The 3,491-nt window shown below is 74.0% G+C and carries 1 protein-coding gene; it reads right to left on the bottom strand.

The window, feature by feature from the left end; all coding sequences use genetic code 11:
- Positions 1-35 precede the first annotated feature (35 nt).
- A complete protein-coding gene (gene tmk, locus ACFU8Q_RS40275) occupies positions 36-3,218 on the bottom strand; it encodes a dTMP kinase (RefSeq protein WP_384464823.1) in 3,183 nt (1,060 codons plus the stop codon).
- Positions 3,219-3,491: the final 273 nt, after the last annotated feature.

Here is a 3,491-nt window from a genome sequence, read left to right as displayed (position 1 = left end):
GCTGCCGGGCGGGCCCGCCCGGCAGCCGCCGGGGATCAGCGGCGGGGGCGGCGTCCCCGGCCCGAGGAGCCCGAGCCCTCGTCGTCGCGGTGGTCGCCCAGCAACTCGTCCGCCAGCGTCGGCAGATCGTCCAGCGGAGTCTCCTCGGCCCAGTCGGGGCGAGGACGCCGGCCCCGGCGCTCCTCCTGTTCCTGGCGTCCCGGACGTTCCCGGCCGTCCCGGCGGTCCTCAACCGGCCGCGGGGCCGCTGCGTGCGGGTCGCCGAACTGCGGAAGCTCGCGGGTGCGCTCGTTCTCGTTCTCCTGAGCGGGTTCCGCCGGGCGCTCGTCGCGGAAGATGCCCCGCGGAACCCGGTCCGCCGGATTCGTCTCCCGAGCGTCGCGCACGTCCCGTACCGGAGGAAGAACCGCCGTCTCGTCCGCACCAGGGCGCTCGGTACGGCCCGAACGGTCGTGGATCTTCGGAATCATCGCCGTCTCGGCCTCATCGGACGGCGTGGACCCGGGCGAGGACGGGGGGACCGGCGACGGCACCGGCTGCGTCACATCGTTCGGGTTGACGATCGGGGTCGGCACCGTGATCTCGTTGTCCGGCAAGGACGGTGACGCGGCTTCCTCCGCCCGGGCCGACTCCGCCGCGGCAGCCGCTTCGACCTCGGCACGTCGACGCGCCTCCTCGGCCCGCAACAGCGCCTCTTCGGCCTTGCGCTGCTTCTCCAGCCGCCGGGCCTCGGCCTCCTTGCGCAGCCGGGCCTCCTCCTCGGCCTGCCTGCGCAGCCGGGCCTGCTCGGCCTCGTGGGCCGCTTCCTCGGCCTCCCGCCTGACCCGCTCCTCCTCGGCCAGACGGCGGGCCTCCTCGGCGCGCTGCCGGGCCTCCTCCGCCTGCCGCTCGGCCTCGCGCCGGCGTGCTTCCTCCAGCTCGCGCCGCTTGCGCTCCTCCTCCTCGGCACGGAGCTTGGCGAGCTGGGCCTGCCGCTCGCGCTCCAGCCGCTCCTCCTCGGCCTTGCGGGCCGCCTCTTCCTCGGCCTTGCGCCTGGCCTCCTCCTCGGCGGCCTTGCGCGCTTCCTCCTGGGCCTTGATCTCGGCCTCGGAGAGCGGGAGGAGCTGGTCGAGCCGGTGGCGTACGACCGTGGTGATCGCTTCCGGATCCTGGCCCGCGTCCACCACCAGGTAGCGGGTCGGGTCGGCCGCGGCCAGCGTCAGGAAGCCGGACCGCACCCGGGCGTGGAACTCGGGCGGCTCGGACTCCAGCCGGTCGGGCGCCTCGGTGAACCGTTCCCGCGCGGTCTCCGGGGCGACGTCCAGCAGCACCGTCAGATGCGGTACGAGTCCGCTCGTCGCCCACCGCGAGATCCGGGCGATCTCGGTCGGGAAGAGATCGCGGCCCGCGCCCTGGTAGGCGACGGACGAGTCGATGTAGCGGTCGGAGATGACGACCGCGCCGCGCTCCAGCGCCGGACGGACGACCGAGTCGACGTGCTCGGCGCGGTCGGCCGCGTACAGCAGTGCCTCGGCCCGGTGGGAGAGCCCGGCCGACGACACGTCGAGCAGAATCGAGCGCAGCCGTTTGCCGACCGGGGTGGCGCCCGGCTCGCGGGTGACGACGACCTCGTGCCCCTTGGCACGGATCCACTCGGCGAGCGCCTCGACCTGGGTGGACTTGCCGGCGCCGTCGCCGCCCTCCAGGGCGAGGAAGAAACCGGTCGCGGCGGGGGCGACGGCCGGATCGCCGCCGCGCAGCGCCTCGCGCAGATCGCGGCGCAGCGGCACACCGGAGCGGTCGTCCGTCTTCGCGAGGACGATCACCGAGACGGGCAGCAGCAGCGCGCCGATCAGCATCAGGGCGAAGGCCGCTCCGCCGTGGGCGAAGACGAAGTCGCCGGAGGTCAGCCGGTGGGTGCCGATCGCGGCGGCCAGCAGAGGGCCTGCGAGCGCGCCGAGCGCGATGAGCACCCGTACGACGGCCTGGAGGTGTTCCGTGGTCCTGGCCCGGCGGAACTCCTCGGTCTCCTGGTCGACCAGGACATGACCGGTGCCGGCGGCGACACCCGCCGCGTATCCGGCGAGCACCGCGATCATGAGCACGGTCGCCGTGTCCGGCACGAGGCCCATGGCGAGGAGCCCGATGCCGGTGACGGCGATGGCCAGCGCGAGCAGCCGGCGCCGCGACAGCGCGGGCAGCACCTTCCCCGCGGTACGGATGCCGACGCCCGTGGCACCGGTCAGGCCGAGGATCAGCAGGGCGAAGGTGGCGGGCCCGCCACCCAGCTCGGCGGCGTGCAGTGCGGCGACGGCGGCAGCGGCGGCGATTGCTCCGGCGACGGTGGCCGAGGCGCCGACGATCAGCGGCACGGCTCCGGTGCGGCCCTTGTCGGGGCCGCTGCCGGCCGACGGCCGGCGCAGGCCCTCCAGCGGCGAGCGCGGGCGGGGCGTCTGCGTACCGGGCAGTTCCAGGAAGTACAGGGTGGAGATCGAGGCCGAGAAGAGACCGGCCGCGATGTACGAACCGAGGGCCGCCTGATGGAGCGAGAACCACTCCAGGCCGGAGCCCAGCAGAGCGCCGACGAGCGTGGCGATCAGCAGGACGGCCGCGGCGGCCGGAATGGCGGCGAAGTCGGTGCGGACGGAGAGTCGGCGCAGTGCGTCGAGATGGTCGGGCAGCGGGCGTACCGCGGCGCCCTCGGGGGGCGGGGCGGGCAGCAGCGCGGGGGCTGCGCCGTCCTTGGCGACCGTCCACAGGCGTTCGGCGGCGCCGACGACGAAGACGGTGATGAGGATCATCATGAGTGCCTTGTCGGGCATCCAGTCGATCCACAGCGGTGCGACGACCAGCAGCGCGAGCCGCAGCCCGTCCGTCCCGATCATCAGCCACCGCCGGTCCAGCGGTCCTCCGGGCGCGGTGAGCGTCGTCAGCGGCCCCAGGAGTACGGCTCCGAAGAGCAGGGTGGCAAGGATCCGGGCACCGAACACCGCGGCGACGGCAAACGCCGCCCCTCGGTATCCAGCTCCGAATGAGCCCTCAAGGACCGCCGCTTGCAGCGACATCAGCACCAGCACGAGAAGGGCGAGTGCATCGCCGATACTTCCGACGAGCTGGGCGCTCCACAACCGCTTCAGCGGGGGAACACGCAACAGGGCTCGTACGGCGCGCTCGCGTGAGTCTGCGGCAAGTGTGTCGGAGGTGGGGCTCACGACCGTTGGCTGCTCGGCTCGCGTCATCCGCCCAGCCTATCCGGAGCGGAGGGGTCCCCGGAGGCCCAGCCCGAACATATGGGCGCCCTGGCCCCCAGCCCCTCCGGCATTGGACGGGCCGTTCCCGGACTCTCCCGCGACCGAGATGGCTTTCCAGCCCCTCCGCCTTTGAGGAGCGGGGTCGGGGGCAGAGCCGCCGTTCCGGGAAGGGGCGGGCAAAAGAACAGCCCGCCGCGGGCACCGTCCCACTCCCCGCCCGCCCGCGCACGCAATCGCCGGAGGGGCTGGAAACCCAGCCCC

It is taken from the genome of Streptomyces sp. NPDC057543 (genome assembly GCF_042801895.1).
Lineage (GTDB): Bacteria > Actinomycetota > Actinomycetes > Streptomycetales > Streptomycetaceae > Streptomyces.
This window is presented reverse-complemented; position numbering and strand designations above follow the sequence as displayed.